The sequence below is a fragment of the Nonomuraea sp. NPDC049684 genome, from assembly GCF_044465345.1.
Lineage (GTDB): Bacteria > Actinomycetota > Actinomycetes > Streptosporangiales > Streptosporangiaceae > Nonomuraea.
In genome coordinates this window covers 71,830-92,392 of record NZ_JBITLO010000006.1, presented here as the reverse complement: position 1 = coordinate 92,392, position 20,563 = coordinate 71,830, and the positions used below count along the sequence as shown (strand labels likewise).

At 74.1% G+C, this 20,563-nt stretch carries 21 protein-coding genes; 8 read left to right on the top strand and 13 right to left on the bottom strand.

Going from position 1 to position 20,563, the window contains the following annotated elements; all coding sequences use genetic code 11:
• Nucleotides 1-27 precede the first annotated feature (27 nt).
• A complete protein-coding gene (locus tag ACIBST_RS20845; protein ID WP_397173689.1) occupies nt 28-1,221 on the top strand; it encodes a S8 family peptidase in 1,194 nt (397 codons plus the stop codon).
• Between the two features lie 20 nt (nt 1,222-1,241).
• Here the strand turns inward: ACIBST_RS20845 and ACIBST_RS20840 are convergent, their stop codons facing one another.
• The 5 genes from ACIBST_RS20840 to ACIBST_RS20820 are packed head-to-tail and all read right to left on the bottom strand — an operon-like array spanning nt 1,242 to nt 6,676.
• Nucleotides 1,242-2,201: an aldo/keto reductase gene (locus ACIBST_RS20840; protein WP_397173687.1), complete on the bottom strand. Its 960-nt coding sequence runs from the start codon at nt 2,199-2,201 to the stop codon at nt 1,242-1,244.
• A complete protein-coding gene (locus ACIBST_RS20835) occupies nt 2,198-3,070 on the bottom strand; it encodes a branched-chain amino acid ABC transporter permease (RefSeq protein ID WP_352327509.1) in 873 nt (290 codons plus the stop codon). The genes ACIBST_RS20840 and ACIBST_RS20835 overlap by 4 nt, the downstream gene beginning before the upstream one ends.
• A complete protein-coding gene (locus ACIBST_RS20830; RefSeq protein WP_397173685.1) occupies nt 3,070-4,221 on the bottom strand; it encodes an ABC transporter substrate-binding protein in 1,152 nt (383 codons plus the stop codon). Before ACIBST_RS20830 ends, ACIBST_RS20835 begins: the two co-directional genes overlap by 1 nt.
• Complete coding sequence (locus ACIBST_RS20825; RefSeq protein ID WP_397173684.1) at nt 4,218-5,927, bottom strand: ATP-binding cassette domain-containing protein; 1,710 nt, start codon at nt 5,925-5,927, stop codon at nt 4,218-4,220. The genes ACIBST_RS20830 and ACIBST_RS20825 overlap by 4 nt, the downstream gene beginning before the upstream one ends.
• Complete coding sequence (locus tag ACIBST_RS20820) at nt 5,927-6,676, bottom strand: ABC transporter ATP-binding protein (RefSeq protein ID WP_397173682.1); 750 nt, start codon at nt 6,674-6,676, stop codon at nt 5,927-5,929. Before ACIBST_RS20820 ends, ACIBST_RS20825 begins: the two co-directional genes overlap by 1 nt.
• Nucleotides 6,677-6,861: 185 nt before the next feature.
• Here ACIBST_RS20820 and ACIBST_RS20815 point away from each other — a divergent pair, with 185 nt between their 5' ends.
• Nucleotides 6,862-8,211, top strand: a complete 1,350-nt coding sequence (locus ACIBST_RS20815; RefSeq protein WP_397173681.1) for an amidohydrolase — start codon at nt 6,862-6,864, stop codon at nt 8,209-8,211.
• Nucleotides 8,212-8,230: 19 nt separating this feature from the next.
• Here ACIBST_RS20815 and ACIBST_RS20810 read toward each other — a convergent pair whose 3' ends face one another.
• Nucleotides 8,231-9,067 carry an aldo/keto reductase gene (locus ACIBST_RS20810; protein ID WP_397173679.1) on the bottom strand — a complete coding sequence of 279 codons (837 nt, stop codon included), beginning with the start codon at nt 9,065-9,067 and terminating at the stop codon, nt 8,231-8,233.
• Nucleotides 9,068-9,182: 115 nt separating this feature from the next.
• Between ACIBST_RS20810 and ACIBST_RS20805 the strand changes: the two genes are divergently transcribed.
• Entirely contained in the window at nt 9,183-10,010 is an 828-nt protein-coding gene (locus tag ACIBST_RS20805) for a metallophosphoesterase family protein (protein ID WP_397174250.1), read from the top strand.
• A 13-nt stretch (nt 10,011-10,023) separates the two neighbouring features.
• Here the strand turns inward: ACIBST_RS20805 and ACIBST_RS20800 are convergent, their stop codons facing one another.
• Genes ACIBST_RS20800 through ACIBST_RS20785 form a run of 4 tightly spaced genes read right to left on the bottom strand, consistent with a single transcriptional unit; the run spans nt 10,024 to nt 13,563 of the window.
• A complete protein-coding gene (locus ACIBST_RS20800) occupies nt 10,024-10,668 on the bottom strand; it encodes a LuxR C-terminal-related transcriptional regulator (RefSeq protein WP_397173678.1) in 645 nt (214 codons plus the stop codon).
• On the bottom strand, nt 10,659-11,846 hold the full coding sequence (locus tag ACIBST_RS20795; RefSeq protein ID WP_397173677.1) for a sensor histidine kinase: 1,188 nt from the start codon (nt 11,844-11,846) through the stop codon (nt 10,659-10,661). The genes ACIBST_RS20800 and ACIBST_RS20795 overlap by 10 nt, the downstream gene beginning before the upstream one ends.
• A gap of 11 nt (nt 11,847-11,857) precedes the next feature.
• Nucleotides 11,858-12,652, bottom strand: coding sequence for an ABC transporter permease (locus ACIBST_RS20790; RefSeq protein ID WP_397173675.1), 795 nt, complete (start codon nt 12,650-12,652; stop codon nt 11,858-11,860).
• Nucleotides 12,649-13,563: an ATP-binding cassette domain-containing protein gene (locus tag ACIBST_RS20785; RefSeq protein ID WP_397173673.1), complete on the bottom strand. Its 915-nt coding sequence runs from the start codon at nt 13,561-13,563 to the stop codon at nt 12,649-12,651. Before ACIBST_RS20785 ends, ACIBST_RS20790 begins: the two co-directional genes overlap by 4 nt.
• 174 nt (nt 13,564-13,737) lie before the next feature.
• On the opposite strand from ACIBST_RS20785, the gene ACIBST_RS20780 reads away from it, so the two are divergent.
• From ACIBST_RS20780 to ACIBST_RS20765, 4 genes are all read left to right on the top strand, one after another.
• On the top strand, nt 13,738-13,914 hold the full coding sequence (locus tag ACIBST_RS20780) for a hypothetical protein (protein WP_397173672.1): 177 nt from the start codon (nt 13,738-13,740) through the stop codon (nt 13,912-13,914).
• Nucleotides 13,915-14,014: 100 nt separating this feature from the next.
• On the top strand, nt 14,015-14,470 hold the full coding sequence (locus ACIBST_RS20775; RefSeq protein ID WP_397173670.1) for a hypothetical protein: 456 nt from the start codon (nt 14,015-14,017) through the stop codon (nt 14,468-14,470).
• 10 nt (nt 14,471-14,480) lie between these two features.
• Nucleotides 14,481-15,152 (top strand): glycine-rich domain-containing protein, encoded by a 672-nt coding sequence (locus tag ACIBST_RS20770; protein ID WP_397173668.1) that lies wholly within the window; start codon nt 14,481-14,483, stop codon nt 15,150-15,152.
• Nucleotides 15,153-15,159: 7 nt separating this feature from the next.
• Nucleotides 15,160-15,735 carry a class I SAM-dependent methyltransferase gene (locus ACIBST_RS20765; protein ID WP_397173667.1) on the top strand — a complete coding sequence of 192 codons (576 nt, stop codon included), beginning with the start codon at nt 15,160-15,162 and terminating at the stop codon, nt 15,733-15,735.
• Here the strand turns inward: ACIBST_RS20765 and ACIBST_RS20760 are convergent.
• Both ACIBST_RS20760 and argG read right to left on the bottom strand, forming a co-directional pair.
• Nucleotides 15,727-16,842, bottom strand: a complete 1,116-nt coding sequence (locus ACIBST_RS20760; RefSeq protein WP_397173666.1) for a cupin domain-containing protein — start codon at nt 16,840-16,842, stop codon at nt 15,727-15,729. The genes ACIBST_RS20765 and ACIBST_RS20760 overlap by 9 nt on opposite strands.
• A 101-nt stretch (nt 16,843-16,943) precedes the next feature.
• Nucleotides 16,944-18,392 carry an argininosuccinate synthase gene (gene argG, locus ACIBST_RS20755; RefSeq protein ID WP_397173664.1) on the bottom strand — a complete coding sequence of 483 codons (1,449 nt, stop codon included), beginning with the start codon at nt 18,390-18,392 and terminating at the stop codon, nt 16,944-16,946.
• A 153-nt stretch (nt 18,393-18,545) separates the two neighbouring features.
• Here argG and ACIBST_RS20750 point away from each other — a divergent pair, with 153 nt between their 5' ends.
• A complete protein-coding gene (locus ACIBST_RS20750; protein ID WP_397173663.1) occupies nt 18,546-19,712 on the top strand; it encodes an acyl-CoA dehydrogenase family protein in 1,167 nt (388 codons plus the stop codon).
• A gap of 54 nt (nt 19,713-19,766) precedes the next feature.
• On the opposite strand, the gene ACIBST_RS20745 is transcribed toward ACIBST_RS20750, so the two are convergent.
• Complete coding sequence (locus ACIBST_RS20745) at nt 19,767-20,459, bottom strand: GntR family transcriptional regulator (protein ID WP_397173661.1); 693 nt, start codon at nt 20,457-20,459, stop codon at nt 19,767-19,769.
• Nucleotides 20,460-20,563: the final 104 nt, after the last annotated feature.

The following is a 20,563-nucleotide window of genomic DNA, read 5'->3' as shown; positions in this document are numbered from 1 at the left end:
GCGGGCTACTTCCAGGAGGGGAAGACGATGGCCGACCAGTTCATCGTGTTGCGCGATCTGAGCAGGACCCGCATGGCCGGGCCGTTCGAGCGGGCCGCCGCCGTGGCCGAGACGCCGAGCGAGCCGCACGTCGAGGTCACCGGGCTCGGCAAGCGCGAGGTGGCCGACCTCGCGCGCGACCCGTCGGTGGCCGCGGTCGCCCGGCCGATGCCGACCACCGTCCCGGGCGCGCCCGAGGACGCCGAGGCCCCGCCGCCGGAGGCGGAGGCGGGCGCGCAGGTCACGTGGGGGGTGCGGGCGCTGGGCGCCGACGCCTCCACCCGTACGGGGGCGGGGACGGTGGTCGCCGTCCTCGACACCGGCATCGACGCCACGCACCCGGCCTTCACCGGGATGACGCTGGTGGAGGAGGACTTCACCGGGTCTGGCCGCGGCGACAAGGTCGGCCACGGCACCCACTGCGCCGGCACCGTCTTCGGCCGCCCGGTCGACGGCATGCGCATCGGCGTCGCGCCCGGCGTCGAACGGGCGCTGATCGGCAAGGTGCTCGGCGACGACGGCAAGGGCTCGACCGCCGCGACGGTCAAGGGCCTGCTCTGGGCGCTCGGGAACGACGCCGACGTCATCACCATGTCGCTCGGCATCGACTTCCCGGCCGCCATGCGCCAGCTTGAGGAGCGCGGGCTGCCGCAGTTCCTGGCCACGTCGATCGCGCTGGAGTCGTACCGGGCCACGCTGCGGCTCTACGACTCGCTGATGCGGATGATCGCGGCCAGGGCGGCGTTCGGCGCCGGCACGATCGTCGTCGCGGCCACGGGCAACGCCAGCCACCGGGAGCTGCGGCCGGACTTCGAGGTCGGGCCGGAGCTGCCGTCGGCCGCCGAGGGCATGATGGCCGTGGGCGCGGTGCAGCGGCTGCCCACCGGGCGGCTGGCGGTCGCGCGGTTCTCCAACACCTTCCCGCAGGTGTGCGCGCCGGGCGTGGACGTGGTCTCGGCCCGTACCGGAGGCGGGCTGACCAGCAAGAGCGGCACCAGCATGGCCGCGCCGCACGTGGCCGGGGCGGCGGCGCTGTGGTGGCAGGAGCTGCGGGCGGGCGGCGACGGCGCGCGGGCCGCGGCGGTCACCGGCCGGTTGCTGCTGACCGCCGCGACGGACGTGTTCGTCCCGGACGCCGACGTCGAGGACCTGGGGGCGGGCCTGGTCCAGGCCCCCCGCTGACGGCGGCGGAGCCCGGGACGTCAGGGACCTTCGGGATCCACCGTGTCGGCGTCGACCCAGAACGGCGCGGCCAGCTCGCGCAGCCTGGCCGCGCCGACCCGGTCGAGCAGGGCCAGCGCGCCCGCGTTGTCGGCGAGCTGGGCCGTGCTGGTGACGCCGAACAGCACGCTGGCCACCGCCGGATGGGTGAGGCAGAACGCCACGCACACCTGCGCGGGCGTCGCGTCCAGCCCGGCGGCCACCTCGGCCAGCCCGGCGGCGGCCGCCGCGGCCCGCGCGCGCACGCCGCCGGGGTCGGGGAAGACCGGCCGGGCGGGCTTCTCCCTGCCCGCCAGCAGCCCGCCTTCGAGCACGTCGCTGGCCTGCAGCGAGACGCCGGCGTCGAACACCTCGGAGAACGGCACCCCTTCCGGGATCGAGCGGCGGCACGGGTTGTACTTGAGCTGGGCCAGTTGCGGCCCCGGCGAGCCGAGGTCGCGGGCGTGGCTGCGGATGGTCAGGATCGAGGTGGCCGACCAGTTGTTGACGCCCCAGCAGCCGAGCAGCCCCTCGGCCTCCAGCGCGGCCAGCTCGCGGGCCAGGCGGCGCAGGTCGAGGTCGTCGCGGTGGACGTCGCCGACCACGGCCAGGTCGGCGTGGTCGGTGCCGGCCCGCAGCAGCGCGCGTTCGAGCTGGTCGCGCAGGGGACGCCCGGGGTGGTCGTCGAGCCAGAGCTTGACCGAGAGCAGGTAGTCCTCGCGGGCCAGGCCGGCGGCCCTGACCATGGCCGAGAAGAGCACGTCGGTGAAGACCGGCCGCTGTCCTGGCAGGCCGTAGACGCCCACGTCGAACAGGTTGACGCCGATCTCCACGGCGTGCCGCAGCAGCTCGACGGCCGCGCCGAAGTCCATCCGGTCGTAGGTGTGCCAGGATCCCAGCGACAGCACCGACGCCTCGGGGCCGTGCGCGCCGATCTGGCGCTGGGGGACCTTGACCGTCATACGTTCGCCTCCGAGTCCCAGACCTGGTGGCGGCTGCGCCACCACAACAACGCCACCATCACCAGGAACGGCAGCACCCCGCGGTACTGCTGGACCGCCTCCAGCGAGGCCGTCACCCCTTCCAGGCAGCCCAGCAGCAGCCCGCCGGCCAGCGTCAGCCACAGGCTGCTGAACGCCCCCACCATGGCCACCGCCAGCGCGGTGGTGACCAGGTTGCCCAGCGTGGAGAAGTCGCCGCCGAGCCGCGGCGCGACCAGGACGATGACCAGCGTGCTGACCGCGCCGATCGCCACCCACACCGCCAGCGCGAGCCGGGGCGCGGGGATGCCGACGACCTGCGCGGTGGCCGGTCGTTCCGACAGCGCCTGGAGCCGCAGCCCCACCCGGGTGCGCCCGAGCAGCAGCCCGACGCCGACCGTGATGAGCACCGCGAACGACAGCGACACCAGCACCGCCTGCGGCACGACCACCTCGCCCACGGTGAAGGCGGGCGCGTCGAACGGCTGCGGGAAGCGCCGCGCGCCGCTGGTGTTGTTGCCGAACAGCCGCAGCCCGACCGACATCAGCGCGACGAACACCGCCACGGTGACGGCCGCCTTCGTGCGCAGGTCGTGCTCGCCGAACCAGCGCACCAGGCCGAGGCCGAGCAGCGCCGAGACCAGCCCGCCGGCCAGCGCCCCGAGCGGGAGCGCGAGCCAGACGTCCAGGCCGGCGTCGGTGAGGGTGACCATGACGAAGGCGCCCATCGCGCCCACGGCCGCCATCGCGAAGTTCACCACCGCGACCAGCCGGTAGGTCAGGACCACGCAGAGCCCGAGCAGCGCGTACACGCCGCCGCTGGTCAGGCCCGCGACCACGGAGTCGAGCATCAGCCGTTCCGCTTCGGGACGATGAAGCCCTCGGGCAGCACCGTCCACTTGCCGTTCTCGGCCTTGACGAAGCGGCTGCCCTCGATGGGGTTGTGCGTCTGGCCGGGGCCGAACACCCAGGGCGTGCCGACCATGGGATAGGTGATGGGCTGCATCGACTTGAACGCCTTGGTCACCGACTCCCGGGTGATGTCCCCCTTGATCGTCTTGAGGACCTGGACGAACACGTCGGCCGCCATCACCCCGCCCTGGCTGAACGCGGTCTTCTGGATCTTGTTGTCGTTGACGATCTTCGCCCACCGCTCGTTGCCCGGCAGCGTCTCGTCGGTGTACGGCTGCCACTCGGTGCCCGCCTGGGCCTTCATGCCGGCCGGGATGAGCGCGGCGTTGGCGTCGGTGTAGGCGTTGGCCATGAGGATGAAGTCGACGTCCTGCATGCCCTGGGTCTTGGCCTGGGCGAACCAGGGCCCGACCTGGGCGTTGTAGACGACCGCCTGGCAGCCGCCGCTCTTGAGCTTGACCAGGTACGGCGTCGGGTCGCCCTGCCCGACCGAGGTGTCCTTGACGGCCAGCGTCTTGCCGGTGATGTCGCTCCACTCCTTGATGGCCGCGTCGATGCCGCCGCCGCTGCCCGGCAGCACGGTGAAGGCCAGGCACACCTTGTCGTGCTTGAGCGTCTCGGAGGCGTAGTAGAGCATCGCGGTCAGCAGCTTGAACGGGCCGGGGTTGACCGGGGCGATGTTCGGGCTGGTGAAGCAGGCCGGGTCCACGCCCACGGCCGGGATCGAGACGATCTGCGCCTTGCTGTAGGTGGCCCGGTTGAGCCCGCAGTCCACGGCGCTGGAGGAGCCGACGAACGCGACGACCTCCTCGGAGTCGATCAGCTCGCGCGCCGCCTCCGTGGAGCGCTGCGGGTTCATCGCGTCGTCCTTGCTGATCAGCTCGATCTTGCGGCCGTTGATCCCGCCGGCCTTGTTGACCTCCTCGAAGACGGCCTTGACCGCCTGCGGCACCTCGGGGGTCTGGAACAGGCCGGTGACGCCGTTGACGGCCCCGACCTTGATGGGCCCGTCGGTGCCCGAGCCGCCGGAGCAGGCCGTCAGAGCGGTCAGCAGAGCGAGGACGGGCAGGGCCACGAGTACGCGTTTCACGATGTCTCCTCCAAGACGGTGCCGAGGTAGGCGGCCCTGACGGCCGGTGCGTCCAAGACGTCGAGCGTCGGCCCCGAGGCGATCACGTGCCCGAAGTCCAGCACCGTGACCTGGCCGCAGGCGGCTCGTACGAGATCCATGTCGTGCTCCACCAGCAGGATGGACACGCCGAAGCGGGCCGGGACCTGGGCCAGGCGGCGGCCGAGCGCCAGCGACTCGGCGGCGGACTGCCCGGCGGCCGGCTCGTCGAGCAGCGCGACCTTCGGCCGGGCGGCGATCGCGGCGGCGACGTCGAGCAGCCTTCTGGTGCCCGCGTCGAGGATCGAGACCGGCACCTCGCCGGGCGGGCAGCCGAAGAAGCGCAGCACCTCCGCCGCCTCCTGCCGGGGCAGGCGCCGCCCGGCGACGATCGCCAGGTACTCCTCCTGCGTCAGCTCCGGGGCGATGGCGGTGGTCTGGAACGTGCGGCGCAGCCCGCGCCGGGCCCGGACGCTCGGGCTGAGCCGGTCGAGCGGCTGCCCGGCGAGCACGACCGAGCCCTCGTAGCGGGCGGCGAAGCCGGTGACCGCGGAGATGAGCGTTGACTTGCCGGCGCCGTTCGGGCCGATCAGGCCGCAGACGCCGAGGGCGGGCACGGTCAGGTCCACGCCGTCCAGGGCGACGACCTGGCCGAACCGCACGCTCAGCCCGCGGATCTCCAGCACGTTCCCCTCGCCCGCCGCCGGGGGGACCGGGGCGGGTTCGTCGGCGGGCGGGGACTCCAGCAGCGGGCGGGCGGCCCGTTCGCGCCTGCGGGCGCGGGTGAAGTCGGTCTGGCTGACCCCGCTGCGCAGGGCGAAGATCGCCATGACGCCGAACAGGATGCCGCCGAGGTCCTGCGGCAGGCGCAGCTTCTCCAGGACCGTGGCCATGACCGCGCCGAAGATCCCGCCGAGGACGGCGCCCTCGGTGTTGTGCGGCCCGATGAGCACGGCGACCGCGAACAGCGCCAGCGACTGCATCATCGCGAAATTCCCGGATACGACGAGACCGAGCTGTCCCGCCATCAGCCCGCCCCCGATGCCGGCGATGAACGCGCTGATGGCGAAGGCCGTGAGCTTGCTGCGGGCCACGGAGATGCCGTGCGCCGCCGCCGCCCGCTCGGAGTGCCGCAGCTCCAGCCACGACCGCCCGATCCTGGTCCGGTTGACCAGCGCCAGGCCGATCGCGATCAGCACGAACACGGCCATGGCCAGCACGAAGTAGGCCGCGTCGGAGGAGAAGGGCTCCGGCCGCACGAGCGTCTTCAGCTCGGTCGTGCCGGGGAACTGGTTGGCGTTCAGCACGATGTCGGTGGAGACGGCGAAGCCGAGCGTGACGACGGCCAGGTTGACGCCCCGGATGCGCAGCGCGGGCAGCCCGATCGCGACGCCCACCGGCACGGCCGCCAGGCCGCCGAGCAGCAGCCACAGCAGGAAGCCGCCGGGCGCGTCGGCCAGGTTCAGCCGCAGCACCACCCACGCCCCGATCGCGGCGAACGACATCTGGCACAGCGACATGACCCCGGCCCGCCCGACGATCACGCCGTAGCTCTGCATGAGCACGCCGCTGACCACGGCCGCGACGGCCAGGTAGATCCAGTACGGCGGCAGCGCCCAGGGCAGCACCGCGCACGCCGCGACGGCCAGCCCGAGCCCGGGACCCCAGGTTCTCAGCAGCGCGTTCATCAGCTCCCGCCTTCCGTGCCGGCCGTCCGGGCGAGGCCGTCGCCGGTGACGGCGCCGAAGTAGAACTCGTGCAGCCGGTCCTGCGCCCCGCGCAGCTCCTCGCACGGGCCTTCGAAGACCACCCGGCCCTTGCGCAGCACGTACGCGCGGGCGCCGATCTCCAGCGCCAGGTTGGCGAACTGCTCGACGAGCAGCACCCCGATGCCCCGCTCGGCCAGCTCGCGCACCGAGCCCATCAGGCGGCGGACCACGACCGGCGCGAGCCCGAGCGACATCTCGTCGATGAGGACGACCTTGGGCCCGGCGATCAGCGCCCGGCCGATGACGAGCATCTGCTGCTCGCCGCCGGACAGGTTGGCGGCCGGCAGAGTGCGCCTGCGGTTCAGCTCGGGGAAGATGTCGTAGACCATGGCCGGGTCGCCGTCTCCGGAGACCAGCAGGTTCTGCTCCAGCGTGAGCGTGCGGAACACGGTGCGGGCCTGCTCGGCGTACCCGAGCCCGGCCTGGGCGCGGCGGTAGGTGGGCAGGCCGGTCAGCGGCGTGCCGGCCAGGGCGACCGTGCCGGCGGCGGCGGGGGCCAGGCCCGCGATGCCGTCGAGCAGGGTGGTCTTGCCCGCGCCGTTCGCGCCGAGCAGCACGGTGACCGTGCCGGGCGCGACGCCGAGGCTGACCTCGTGCACGACGGGCACCTCTCCCCTGGAGACGCTGAGGCCCCGTACGTCGAGGACGTCGTCCGCGGGAGCGCCCATCAGCGGCTCCGGCGGCGGTCGTCGGCCGCGGCGGCCGGCGGCGGGTGCGCCGGTCCGCGAGGGGCCCGATCGATGATGCGCCGTGCCTCGAAAGGTAGAGGCATCGTCACCTCCCGGCACGAAATCGTATCTGATTCCATGTACGTTATGCGGATGGAAATGAGAGTGTCCAGAGCGGAGCGGATATGAAATCTGCGGCTGACAACAGGTCGGCGGATCTGGTCATGACCGGCGGCGTCGTCCACACGATGAACGCGGCCGGCCATCTCGCGTCCGGCATCGCGATCAAGGACGGACGCATCGTCAGGGTCGGCACTCCGCTGCAGGTCCAGGCCATGGTGGGCCCGGGGACGCGGGTCGTGCGCCTGCGCGGCAGATCGGTGCTGCCCGGCATCAACGACAGCCACCTGCACGGCGCCTGGCTCGGCCTGCGCTGGCCCGACCTGCTGCTGGACCGCCTGACCGGCGCCGCCGACCTCGTCCCCGACTCCCGGCTGGGCAAGCAGGAGGAGCGGCGGGCGGCGATCCTGCGCGCGGGCGACCTGCTGGCCTCCCTGGGCATCACCAGCTACACCGAGCCGGGGCTCGGCCCCTGCGAGCACGACGGCGGCGGGCGCTTCGGCGTCGAGGTCCTGCGCGAGTACGCCGGGATGGCCGCGCGGGGCGAGCTGAAGGCGCGGGTGCGCGCGTTGCTGCTGTTCGCCGAGGTGGACGGGCGCAGCTCACTGCCCGACCTGGTCGCCGGGCTGCGCGACCTGACGCCGCCCGACGAGGTGCCGGGCTGGTTCAAGGTGGCCGGGGTGAAGATCTTCGCCGACGGCATCCCGCCGATGCGCACCGCCTGGAGCGACGAGCCGTACGAGGACGGCACGCACGGCGCCCCGCTGGTCGAGGGCGGCTCGGAGGACGAACGCGAGACCGCCCTGACGACCATGATCGAGACCGCCGCCGCGGCCGGGCACCAGGTCGCGGTGCACGCCACCGGCAGCCGCGCGACCCGGACGGTCACCCGCGCCCTGGCCGGGGCCCCGGGGCGGCGCCACTACCTCGTCCACGGCGACGTCCTGCATCCGGACACCCTCACGACGATGGCCGCGGCAGGCATCGGCCTGACCACCCAGCCGGGCATCGCCGCCGCCGCCTCCCCCATGCTGCGCGACGCCCTGGGCCAGGCCGCGCTCGGGCACGCCTGGCCGGTGCGGGACGCGCTGGCCGCCGGCGTACGGCTCAGCCTCAGCTCCGACGCCCCCATGCTCACCCCCGACTGGCGGCACGGCGTGGCCGCGGCCGCCACCCGGTGGGCCGTCGAGGGCGCGCGCGACCAGCGGCTCGCCCTGGACCAGGCGCTGCGCGCCTACACGAGCACCCCGGCCTGGCAGGAGGGCGCGGAGTCGTGGAAGGGCTCGCTGGAGCCGGGCAAGGTCGCCGACCTGTGCGTGCTGGACGACAGCCTGCTGGACGCCCACCCGGCCGACCTGCCCGAGGTGCCGGTCGCGATGACCATGGTGGACGGCAGGATCGTCTACGAGCGCTGACGGGGGCAGCGCCGGAGGGCTACAGCTCCACGTGGCGGTCGGGGTCGCCGCCGAGGCGGCTGCCGCCGTCGCCCAGGCCCGAGATGCGCGCCATCTCCTCGGCCGACAGCTCGAAGTCGAAGACCTCCAGGTTGTGGCGCATCCGCCCGGGGTCGGCCGACTTGGGGATCGGCACGGCGCCGAGCTGCACGTGCCAGCGGAGCACGACCTGCGCGGGGGTGCGGTCGTGCGCGGCGGCGATCTCGGTGACGGCCGGGTCGCCGAGCAGCTTGCCGCCGGCTCCGAGCGGGCTCCACGACTCGGTCGCCACGCCGTGCCCGGTGAGCCAGGCGAGCAGGCCGGGCTGCGGGAAGCCGGGGTGCAGCTCGACCTGGTTGACCGCGGGCCACACGCCGGTGGCGTCGACCACCCGCTCGATCTGCTCAGGGGTGAAGTTGGAGACGCCGATCGAGCGGGCCAGCCCCTCCTCGCGCAGCCGGACGAACGCCTTCCAGGTGTCGACGAACAGGCCGTGGCCGGGCAGCGGCCAGTGGATGAGGTAGAGGTCGACGTAGTCGAGGCCGAGGCGGGACCGGCTCTCCTCGAACCCGCGCAGCGCCAGGTCGTAGCCGTGCTGGGCGCCGCGCAGCTTCGTGGTGACGAACAGCTCCGCGCGCGGCACGCCCGACTCGGCGACCGCCGCGCCCACGCCGCGCTCGTTGCCGTAGCTGGCGGCGGTGTCGACCAGCCGGTAGCCCAGCGAGAGGGCGTGGCCGACGGCCTGGCGGGCCTGGCGGTCGTCCATCGGCCAGGTGCCGAGGCCCAGGCGCGGCATGGCGCGGCCGTCGGAGAGCGCGAAGGTCGGCGCGGTCGTCATGGCGGTCCTCCTCCGGGTGCGGGCAGGTGACGTACCTACCCGCCGCCGTGCTGGTCAACCTGGCGGCGGACCGCGCGCCACGCCGGGGCGCGGGCGGCGTACGATCCGAGACGTGATCACCGCTCCCCGCCTGCTCGCCGTCAGCGACCTGCACGTGCACCATCCCGACAACCGCGCGTTCGTCGAGGAGCTGCGCCCCGGGTCGGAGGGCGACTGGCTGCTCGTCGCGGGCGACGTCGGCGAGCTGACGACGGACATCGCCTGGGCGTTGCGGCTGCTGGCCGACCGGTTCGCCAGGGTGGTGTGGGCGCCCGGCAACCACGAGCTGTGGACGCCGGCCCGCGACCCGGTGCGGCTGCGCGGCGAGGAGCGCTACCGGTACCTGGTGGAGCTCTGCCGCGATCTCGGCGTGCTCACGCCGGAGGACCCGTACCCGGTGTGGGAGGGGGCGCACGGCCCGGTCACGGTGGCGCCGCTGTTCGTCCTGTACGACTACACCTGGCGTCCGGAGGGCGCGACGACCAAGGAGGAGGCCCTGCGCACGGCCTACGACGCGGGGATCGTCTGCACCGACGAGGTCATGCTCCACCCCGACCCCCACCCCGGCAGGGACGCCTGGTGCGCGGCCAGGGTCGAGTACACCGAGGCGCGGCTGGCCGCCCGGCCGCCGGGGCTGCCGACCGTGCTGGTCAACCACTATCCGCTGGTCCGCGAGCCGACGCGGGTGCTCACCCATCCGGAGTTCGCGCAGTGGTGCGGCACCGAGCGCACCGCCCGCTGGCACCTCGACTACGACGCCGCCGCCGTCGTGTACGGCCACCTGCACATCCCCCGCCTGACCCACCACGACGGCGTGCCGTTCATGGAGGTCTCGCTCGGCTATCCCCGCGAGTGGCGGCCGCGGCCGAACCCGCCGGCGCTGCCCCGCGTGGTCGAGGTGTGAACGCCGACCCGGGTCAGCCCTCCAGGTAGCGCAGGATCGCCAGCACCCGCCTGCTGTAGCCGGTGTCGCGCGGCAGGTCGAGCTTGTCCATGATGGCGTTGACGTGCTTCTCCACGGTGGAGGCCGAGACGTGCAGGCGCTCGGCGATGGCCGCGTTGACCAGCCCCTGGGCCAGGTGCGCCAGCACCTCGGACTCGCGCGGGCTGAGCCGGCTCAGCGGGTCGGCGTGGCTGGTGCGGGCCAGCAGCCGCCGCACCACCTCGGGGTCGAAGGCCGTGCCGCCGGCGCGGACGCGGTCGAGCGAGCCGAGGAAGTCGGCCACCTCCGAGACCCGGTCCTTCAGCAGGTAGCCGAGCCCTTCGGCGGGCCCGGCCAGCAGGGTGGCGGCGTAGTGGGGCTCGACGTACTGGGACAGGACGAGCACGCCCACCTCGGGCCACCGCGCGCGGATCTCCAGGGCCGCCCGCAGCCCCTCGTCCTTGTGGCCGGGCGGCATGCGCACGTCGATCACCGCCACGTCGGGCCGGTGACCGGCGACGGCGGCCAGCAGCGCGGGCGCGTCGCCCACGGCCGCGACGACCTCGTGCCCGGCCTCGGCGAGCAGCCGGGTCAGGCCCTCGCGCAGCAGCACGGAGTCGTCGGCCAGGATCAGCCGCACGGCGGCTCCTTGGGCAGCGTGGCGACGATCTTCGTGGGCCCGCCGGGCGGGCTGTCCACGGTGAACGCGCCGTCGAGCGCCAGGACCCGGCGGGCCAGCCCGGACAGGCCGCCGCCCGCGGGGTCGGCGCCGCCTCCGCCGTCGTCGGAGATCGCCACGCTCACCGTCCGTTCGTCCTCGCCCACCACGACCAGGATGTCACGGGCGCGGGCGTGCTTGACCGCGTTGGTGATCGCCTCCCTGGTCACGAAGTACAGGGCGGTCTCGATCTCCGTGGCGGGCCGGGCCGACAGCCCGTAGTGGACGGTGACCGGCACCGCGGCGCGTTCGGCGACCCCGGCCAGGGCGGCCTCGATCCCCAGCTCGTCCAGGGCGGTGGGGTAGATGCGCCAGGCGACGCTGCGCAGCTCGTCCAGCAGGCGGCGGGACTCGGCGTAGGCCTGGTCGACCAGCTCGGCGGTCCGGTCGTGGTCGTGGCCGTGCCGGGCCCGGCCGAGCAGCATGGCCAGGGCCACGCCGCGCTGCTGGACGCCGTCGTGCAGGTCGCGTTCGATCCGGCGGCGCTCGTCGTCCACGGCCCGGACGATGCCCGAGCGGGTCGCGGTCAGCTCGGCGATGCGGCGGCGCATGAGCTCCCGGCCGCCGGGGCCGAGGAAGCGGGCGGCCAGGCGGCGTTCGAGCACGCCGGCGGCCAGGGCGAGCAGGGCGGTCACCGCCAGCAGGGCCACGCCGCCGGTCAGCCCGAGCATGCCGCCGGTGGTGACGATCCGGACGCCCGGCAGCTCGACGGGGACGGGGTCCGAGCCGCCGGTGATCAGGTCCCAGGCCCCGCCGCCCAGCAGCAGGCCGCCGACGAACAGGGCGACGGCGCAGCCGTACCCGCCGAGCACGCCGAGGGCCGCGCGGGCGGCGAGGTAGGCGTAGCCGCCGTCGCGGGTGGGGGCGGGGTGGCCGAACCAGCGGGTCAGCCGGGCGCGTTCGAGCGCCAGGAGCCGCGTCGCGCCGCGACGGGCCAGGGGGCGCGCGGCCGGGACCAGGAGGGCGGGCCAGGCCAGGCAGAGGAAGGCCAGCTCGACCGCGCCGAGCGCCATGCCGGCCAGCACCCCGGCCAGCGCCCTGACCGCCCGGCTGCCGGTGTTCTCCCGGTTGTCCGGCATGGGCCCGAAGTTGTCCGACACGGGCCCGAAGTCTAGGCGTCGCGGCGGCGCAGCACGGCGTAGCCCGCCGCCAGCGCCGCCGCCGCCCAGCCCAGCAGCCAGGCCAGGCCCTCCCCCGCCGAGTACGGGACGGGCCCGCCGGTCAGGTTGTCCACGCTGCCCATGAACGCCAGCCCCGCGAACGTCGGCATGCGCAGCGAGGCGTCCAGCGCCGCCTGGCTCCCGGTCATCAGCAGCACCAGCGGCAGGCCGAGGAGCAGCATGAACACCACGGTCAGCGTGCCCGCCGCGCTGCGCATCGCGGCCCCGGCGCCCAGCGTCGTCACCGCCACCAGGGCGAAGTACGCGCCCGCGCCCGCCACGTCCCGCACGGCCTCCCCGAACGGCAGCGCGACGAGCCCGCCGAACGCGTCGGCCTGCAGCACCGCGTAGACGGCCGCCGTCGCCACCGCCCCCGACAGCACCCCGGCGGCGAACATCACCGGCGCCACCACCAGCGCCTTGGCGGCCAGCACGAGCCCGCGCACCGGCGTGGCCTGCAGCGTGACCCTGATGCCGCCCGAGGAGTACTCCGACGTGATCGCCAGCATGGCCAGAGCCACGAGCGCGAACTGCACGAACGACGTGGCCGACACCACGGGCTCGCTCGCCGTCACCCGCGCGCCGGGCACCCGCTCGCGCGCAGCGTCGGTGGCTGCCGCCGCGGCCAGGGCCACGGCGGTCAGCACCATGAGCGCCGCCGCGCCGGCCAGGCACCACCACGTGGACCGGACCGACCACAACTTGTCCCACTCGGCCCGTGCCGCCTGCCACAACGCCGCCGTCATGCGCCCGCCTCCGTCGTCCCGTACTCCACGCTGCTCTCCGTCAGCTCCTGGTAAGCCTGCTCCAGGGACGCCTCCCGGGTGCGCAGGCCGTGCAGCCTGATCCCGGCCTCGTGGGCCAGGTCGCCCACCCGTTCGACGGGCGCGCCGGTGACGACGACCTCGTTCTCGGCGACGCGCTCGGCGGCGATCCCGGCGGCGCGCAGGCGGGCGGCCAGCTCCCCGGCGTGCGGGGTGCGGGCCAGCACGGCCGTCAGCGAACTGCGCCCGATGACCTCGGCCAGGGGCGCGTCGGCGATCAGCCGGCCCTTGCCGATCACCACCAGGTGGTCGGCCGTGAGCTGCATCTCGCTCATCAGATGGCTGGAGACGAACACCGTGCGGCCCTCGGCGGCCAGCGAGCGCATGAGCCGGCGCACCCACCGCACGCCGTCGGGGTCGAGCCCGTTGACGGGCTCGTCGAACAGCAGCACCTCCGGGTCGCCGAGCAGCGCGGCGGCGATGCCGAGCCGCTGGCTCATGCCGAGCGAGAGCGCCCCGGCCCGGCGGTTCGCCGCGCCGGCCATGCCGACGCTCTCCAGCACCTCGGTCACCCGCCGCAGGGGGATGCCGTTGCTGCGGGCCAGCGCGGTCAGGTGCGCCCGGCCGCTGCGCCCGGGGTGCAGCGCCCGCGCGTCGAGCAGCGCGCCGACCGTCCGCAGCGGGTTCCTGATCCGGTGGTACGGCACGCCGCCGACGAGCGCCGTGCCCGCCGAGGGCCGGTCCAGCCCGAGGACGAGCCGCATCGTGGTGGACTTTCCCGCGCCGTTGGGCCCGAGGAACCCGGTCACCGCGCCGGGTCTCAGCTCCAGCGACAGGTCGTCCACCGCCGTCCGGTCGCCGTACCGTTTGGTCAAACCCCGCAGACTGATCACGAGGGTCAACGCTAGGCAGCCGGGGGGCGGGCCACCATGGGGACCGGCCGCCGACCTCGATGGCGGAAAACCGGAACAGACCAGGTCGCGGCGGCGTCCGGCCGGGGCCACCGCGCCCAAACAAGACGGTGCCGTTGCCCCGCGTTGACGTGCGGCTCACTACGGTTGCCGAGCATGACCGAAGACAAGAGCCGGAACCGGCGGCGGATCAGCATCGACGAAGTGGGCCTGGAGAAGCGCAGGTCCGCGATCCAGGCGCTCATGGAGCAGCCGCCGTCACCGGCCTCCGAGCAGGCGGGCGTCTTCGCCGAGGCGAACGCCACAGGGACGGCACAGGCCGACCTCGGCTGAGCCCGCCCGGCGCGGGCCCCGGGTTCGGCAAAGCGGCGGCGCGTCGCGCCGCCGCTCCCGGGGCGGGATGTCACGCTCGCCGGGAACGAGGAGTATCGCCATGAGCAATGCCGTACAAGGGCCGGAGGCGCATCCTTCGCTGGTCAAGCTGCTCGCGGAGGGTCGCCAGGACGCCATGACGTTCTGGGGCTACGTGGGCCCGCCGTACCAGGATGGATTCGTCACGTTGTATCCCAGCCTGGAGGATCTGAACTCGGCGCTCGACATCCCGCTGAGCGACGTCCTGCACATCGAGAACGTGCCCGAGAGCATCCTGCTCTTCGGCGCGAAGGTGTTGTGGGTACGCCGGGACGCCGAGGTCGTCCGCCGGCAGGCCGGCACGGCGGAGGCGTCGCTGACCTCGGGGGCCGCCGAGGACGCCGGGGAGATCCGGACGGGCCGGCTGCACCTGCGGGTCAAGACCGAGCGCGCCGACTGCCACAGCCCCTGCATGACCTGCCGCGACTGCAGCAGCGTGTGCATCTCGTCCTGCCGCGCGAAGTCGTCGCCGGAGTAGGGGAACCGTCATGATCACCGGCACCCCGCTCGCCGCGCTCGACCACCAGGCCCCCTACCTCCTCGAACGGCTCGTCAAGGAGCGCGTCGCCGCGACGGAGGAGGAGGCCGGGGAGCTGTTCGCCGAGGCGAAGAAGTACCTGGTGCTCACGCAGGTCGACCGGTCGCGGATCTGGATGATGCACTCGACGCGCGTCGACGACGCCTGGCATCAGTTCATCCTCTTCACCGGCCTGTACACCGAGTTCTGCCACACCTACTTCGGCCGGTACGTCCACCACAGCCCGAGCAACGACCCCGGCGTGCGGGACGAGCCCGCCCCGGAGACCCCGGAGACCCCGCCGGCCACGTTCGCCGAGTTCCGCGACCGCTACGAGGAGCTCTTCGGCGGCCCGCTCCCCGACGTCTGGTACGACCACCGCACCGTCACGCTGAGCCGCCGCGTGGTGAACGAGCGCGCCGGGCTGCTCACCACCCGCCGCGACGGGAACCAGGTCGAGCTGCTCTCCCCGTCGGGCGAGCCGCTGGTGGCCGCCAACATGATCGCCGCGCCCGCGCTGGAGTTCGCGGCCCGCACCGGCGCATTCTACGTGCGGGAGCTGCCCGGCGGCCTGACCGGGGAGGAGCGGGTCGCGCTGGCCGAGGTGCTGGTCGAGCAGCGGATCCTCAAGGTGAGCGGCTAGCGGCGGCATGACCTACGCCTCTCTGCGGGCGGGGCGGGGGCCCAACGCGCTCGTCGTGCAGGCGCTGGACGTGCTCGGCGGCGTCCGCGGGCGGGCGCTGGACATCGGCGCTGGCCCGCTCAACGACACCCGCTTCCTGCTGGAGCTGGGCTTCTCGGTCGAGGCCGTGGACACCGATCCCTGCACCCTCGCGCTGGCGGCGGCATGGCGGCACCCGCGGCTGCGGGTCGTGCCCGCCGACGTCCGTGACGTGCCGGTCGCGGCGGGGGCCTACTCGTTCATGGTCGCGATCCACGTCCTGCCCTTCCTGCCCAGGGCCGACCTCCGCCGCGTGGCGGCCGCGATGGCCGGCGGCCTGGCCGCGGGCGGCGTGCTGTGCTGCACGTTCTTCGGCCCCGAGGACGCCTGGGCGGGACGGCCGGGGCGCACGTTCCTGCGCGCCCCCGAGGCCGGCGCGCTGTTCCCCCGGCTGGAGCCGGTCGTCCTGCGCGAGGACCGCTACGACGGCATCGACGCCCATGACGAGCCCAAACACTGGCACGTCGTGCGCTGCGTCTTCCGCAGGCCCGCCGGGTCAGCCTGACGTCGCCAGGGTCAGGAAACCCTCCTGGACCAGGCGGCGTACCAGGGCGAGGCCGTCCGTCCCCGGCAGGCCGGCCGCCGTGAAGGGCTCGCCGTCGGCCATGCGCAGGACGGCCGCCTCGTGCCGGGCCGGGAGGCTGAGCCGCTTGCCGTGGAAGGCGAGGACCAGCGTGCCGGCGTCCCGCCTGCTCTCCCAGCGCAGGCCGGGGCGGCGCCGGACGGCGGTGCCGGCGTCGAGCTGGGCCAGGCCCGCGAGGTCGAGCAGATGGCCGTCCAGCCGGTCGCCCTCGGCGAGCAGCGCCATGTCCACCGCGTCGTCGGCCAGCCTGTCGGGGGTGAGGGCGGCTGCCAGGCGGGCGGCCAGCTCCCCGGCGCGCTCCCGTGCGGCGGCCCGGCCGCCGCTCGTGCGGGCGAAGCCGACGGGCAGCGGCTCCTGGAAGGCCGGGTCGGCCGAGACCGCCGCCTCGCAGCCGGCCAGCAGCACGTCGGCCCAGGTCAGGGGGTGGACCCCGATGCTCAGGTGCAGGGACGCGGCCTGCGCCGAGGCGGCCTCGTGCGGCAGGCCGCGCGGCAGGTAGAGCAGGTCGCCTTCGCACAGGTCGAACTCGTGAGGGGCGTCGTCGTGGATCCGCCAGCGTTTGGCTCCGGACACCTGCAGCACGAACACGTCGTGGGAGTCGCGGTGGACGCCGAAGCCGCGCGCCCGCGGCGGGGTGAGGTAGGCGTTGACCCGGCATTCCGCGCTGAACTCGCCCGCCAGCCGCCGGCACAGCCGCCGCAGCGGCGGCCACCGTTCGTGGACCGCGGGCATGATCAGGGTCGAGCCGTCGCGGTAGCGGGCGTAGAGGTCCTCCAGCCCGGCCGCGCCGCCGCCTGCGTGGCCGTCGCGGACCACGCGCACGGCCCCGGCGTGCAGGCCGGAGCCGGACAGCAGCTCGTCGAAGCGGGCCAGCGAGAACAGCTCGCGGTAGTGGCCGGGCGACCGCCTGCGCAGCAGGAGGTGCCGCCGGCCCTGGTGGTCGCGCAGGAACTCCTCGCGGGACACCGGGCCGAGCAGCCAGTCGGTGGCGGGCGTGACGTCCGGGCCGTCCCGCTCGTCGGTCGTCATCTCCGGTCCGTACCCGTGGCGTCCGCGCGCCACGCCCCGGGCCGCTCCGGGCCGCTCCGGGGCGGTCCAGGGGTGGTCCGGGGGCGGCCCGGGGGGCGCGGTCAGTCGGTGCCGAACTCCATCGCGGCGCGGTCGAGCAGCTCGTCGTCCTCGGCGACCTCGCCGCGCGAGGCGATGGCCTCCGCGCCGCCCTGCGGCATCGCGCCGATGAGGCCGGTCGAGGCCGCCTGGGCGGCGCCGATGAGCGCCGGGTGGGTGGTGCCGACCATGCCGAGCGTGGCGTACTGCTCCAGCTTGGCGCGCGAGTCGGCGATGTCCAGGTTGCGCATGGTGAGCTGGCCGATGCGGTCGACGGGGCCGAACGCGGAGTCCTCCGTGCGCTCCATCGACAGCTTGTCGGGGTGGTAGCTGAAGGCCGGGCCGGTGGTGTCGAGGATCGAGTAGTCCTCGCCGCGGCGCAGCCTCAGGGTGACCTCGCCGGTGACCGCCGTGCCGACCCAGCGCTGCAGCGACTCGCGCAGCATGAGCGCCTGCGGGTCGAGCCAGCGGCCCTCGTACATGAGCCGGCCGAGCCGCCGGCCCTCGTTGTGGTACGTGGCCAGGGTGTCCTCGTTGTGGATGGCGTTGACCAGGCGCTCGTAGGCGGCGTGCAGCAGCGCCATGCCGGGGGCCTCGTAGATGCCGCGGCTCTTGGCCTCGATGATGCGGTTCTCGATCTGGTCGGACATGCCCAGGCCGTGCCGGCCGCCGATCGCGTTGGCCTCCATGACCAGGTCGACCGGGGAGCCGAACTCCTTGCCGTTGATCGTGACCGGGCGGCCCTGGTCGAAGCCGATGGTGACGTCCTCGGGGAGGATCTCGACCTCGGGGTCCCAGAAGCGCACGCCCATGATCGGGTCGACGGTCTCGATGCCGGTGTCGAGGTGTTCGAGGGTCTTGGCCTCGTGGGTGGCGCCCCAGATGTTGGCGTCGGTCGAGTACGCCTTCTCGGTGCTGTCGCGGTAGGGCAGCCCGTGGGCGAGCAGCCACTCCGACATCTCCTTGCGCCCGCCGAGCTCGGAGACGAAGTCGGCGTCGAGCCAGGGCTTGTAGATGCGCAGGTGGGGGTTGGCCAGCAGGCCGTAGCGGTAGAACCGCTCGATGTCGTTGCCCTTGAACGTGGAGCCGTCGCCCCAGATCTGCACCTCGTCCTCGAGCATGGCCCGCACCAGCAGGGTCCCGGTGACGGCGCGGCCGAGCGGCGTGGTGTTGAAGTACGCCCGGCCGCCCGAGCGGATGTGGAACGCGCCGCAGGTGAGCGCGGCCAGGCCCTCCTCGACCAGCGCGGCGCGGCAGTCGACCAGGCGCGCGAGCTCGGCCCCGTAGGCCAGCGCGCGGCTGGGCACCGAGGCGATGTCGGGCTCGTCGTACTGGCCGATGTCGGCGGTGTAGGTGCACGGGACGGCGCCCTTGTCGCGCATCCACGCGACGGCCACCGAGGTGTCGAGACCGCCGGAGAAGGCGATGCCGACCCGCTCGCCGGTGGGCAGGGAGGTGAGAACCTTGGACATAGAAGAAGATTATGCATTGCAACGCATGTTCATGCAAAGCCAGCGTCTTTTCCGGGTGCGGGCCGGGATCTCCGGCGGAGGGTGGACAACCGGCCGGGGACGTGATCTGACGGAGGAAGGACCGCCGACGATCACGGACAGGAGCACCGGGACATGAGCGCCAAGCCGCGACTGCACTCAGCCGGCCCGACCCACCTGCACCGCGCCCGCGACCTGCGCACACTGATCGAGAGCGAGGCGGCCGAGGCCGAGGCGCTGGGCAGGCTGACCGAGCCCGTCGTGGCCGCCCTGCACGAGGCCGGGCTGTTCGGCATCTGGCTGCCCGCCCCGCTGGGCGGCGCGGAGCTGTCGCCGTCGGAGCTGCTGGCCCTGTTCGAGGAGCTGACCTACGCCGACGCCTCGACCGGCTGGGTGGTCATGGCCACCACGCTGGAGAACGGCACGGCGGGCGCCTACCTGGGCGACGACGCCGTCGAGGACATCTTCGGCGGCCCCCGCACGCCGCTGTTCGCGGGCCAGGGCACCCGGCCGGGCACCGCCGTGCGCGAGGACGGCGGCTTCCGGCTGACCGGCCGCTGGAGCTTCGCCTCGGCCATGCCGCACGCCCGGTACGTGCACAGCCTGGGCGTCGTGGCGGGCACCGGCGAGGAGCGCATCTTCATCACTCCGGTCGAGGACGCCGAGCTGCTCGGCAACTGGGACGTCCTGGGCCTGCGCGCCACCGGCAGCGTCGACTACGCCATCGACGGCGCCTTCGTGCCGGAGTCGCGCACGCACCCCTTCGCCCAGCGGGAGCCGCTGCGCGGCGGCGCGATCTACCGGCTGGGCCTGCTGGACCAGGCGCTGATCGCCCACTCCGGCTGGGCGCTCGGCCTCGGCCGCCGCCTGCTGGACGAGCTGGGCCGGCACGTCGCGGCCCGCGCCGGACGTCCGGGTCAGCTCGCCGTCAGCGACACCTTCCACACCGGCTTCGCCCGCGCCGAGGCGGCCCTGCGGGCGGCGCGCGCCCTGGTCCGCGAGACGTGGGAGGACGCCGAACGCACCCTGGAGGCGGGCGGCACGCTGTCCACCCGCCAGGAGACGATGGTGCGGCTCGCGCTCAACCACGCCACCTCGACGCTCGTCGAGGCGGCCGGGTTCGCCTACGCCTCGGGCGGCACGACGGCGCTGCGCGACGGCCTGCTCCAGCGCCTGTTCCGGGACGCGCACGCCGGCGCCCAGCACATCACCTCGGGCCCGCAGGCGCTGCGGGAGTGCGGCCGCGAGCTGGCCGGGCTGGCCCACGGCGAGGAATGGACCCTCTTCACCCTGGAACCCTGACCTCCAGCGCCCCGCCCTGAGCCCTGCCGCAGGGCGCCGGGCGCGGGCGGGAGGTCAGTGCCGGCGGGAGACCTGGGCGGTGTGCAGGGCGTCGGCGGTGGCGATCTTGTGGTTGCGGGCCGCCTGCTCGATCACCTCGGCCTCGGCGGCCCCCTCGATCAGGCTCAGCAGGTGGTCGTGCTCCTCCACCGACCTGCGCGCCCGCCCCGGCACGTACGTGAAGCTGGAGCGGCGCATGTGGTCGAGCCGCGCCCACTCCGACTCCAGCAGGGCGTTGAGGTGCTCGTCGGGGCAGTGGCGGTAGAGCGAGAAGTGGAACTCGCGGTTGAGCGCGGTGAAGGAGGTGGGGTCGAACTCCTCCAGCGCCTCCTTCATCCGCTCGTTGATCTCCCGCGACTCCTGGATCTTGGCCGCGTCCATGTGCGGCGCGCAGATGGCCGTGGCGTAGCCCTCCAGCCGGGCCAGCACGTTGAGGGTGTGCTCGACCTGCACCGAGTCGAAGACGGCGACCCGGGCGCCGATGTTGCGCACGACCTCGACCAGCCCGTCGGACTGCAGCCTGCGCACGGCCTCGCGCAGCGGGATCGTGCTGACGCCGGTCTCCCGGGCGAGCTGGTCCATGACCAGCCGGTAGCCGGGGCCGTACGTGCCGTCGAGGATGCGGGCCCGCAGCAGGTCGTAGCTGATCTCGGCCTTGGAGCCCTTGGGCCGCTTGGCCTGGGCCGGTTTTCTCGTGCTGCTCACCATCACCCCTGCAAAACCTTCATGATGGCGTCGCGGAAGCCCGCGCCCACTGTCATCCCCTCATCTTGCCCGACCACGAGCCCGCGCGACGCCTGGACCCCCGCCAT